This is a genomic window from Enterobacter sp. 342 (assembly GCF_036663495.1).
Classification (GTDB): Bacteria; Pseudomonadota; Gammaproteobacteria; order Enterobacterales; family Enterobacteriaceae; genus Enterobacter.
The window spans coordinates 1-354 of record NZ_JAWUEI010000148.1 but is presented as its reverse complement, the minus strand read 5'-3'; the positions used below and the strand labels follow the sequence as shown (position 1 = coordinate 354).

Below are 354 nucleotides of genomic sequence, written 5' to 3'. Positions count from 1 at the left end.
AACGGTCTGCGTTGTCGGGAAGATGCGTGATCTGATCCTTCAACTCAGCAAAAGTTCGATTTATTCAACAAAGCCGCAAGATAGGTGAGAGACAGTACAATCGACTTCTGAGTTCAACTTGTCTTACCAGGAAAGCCAGCATACTTGCTGGCCTTTTTTTTGTTATAATAAACTCAGGCTTCAGCTGAATCTGTAAAATTACTGTTAATGAAACGGTATTTTAGGTTAATTTGGATGCTGTTACAGGAAGTGCGGATTTTTCCTAAATTTGTAAAAAACCTAAGGAAGGTGCGAACAAGTTCCTGATATGAGATCATCATATTCATCCGGAGCGCATCCCAGAGGGACATCATG

Annotated in this window: 1 protein-coding gene; it reads right to left on the bottom strand. The window is 40.7% G+C overall.

Features of this window, described 5'->3' with window-relative positions; genetic code table 11:
• Positions 1-173: 173 nt before the first annotated feature.
• Positions 174-354: hypothetical protein (locus V6E55_RS25705; protein ID WP_316944137.1), on the bottom strand; the 181-nt coding region annotated here is incomplete at its 5' end.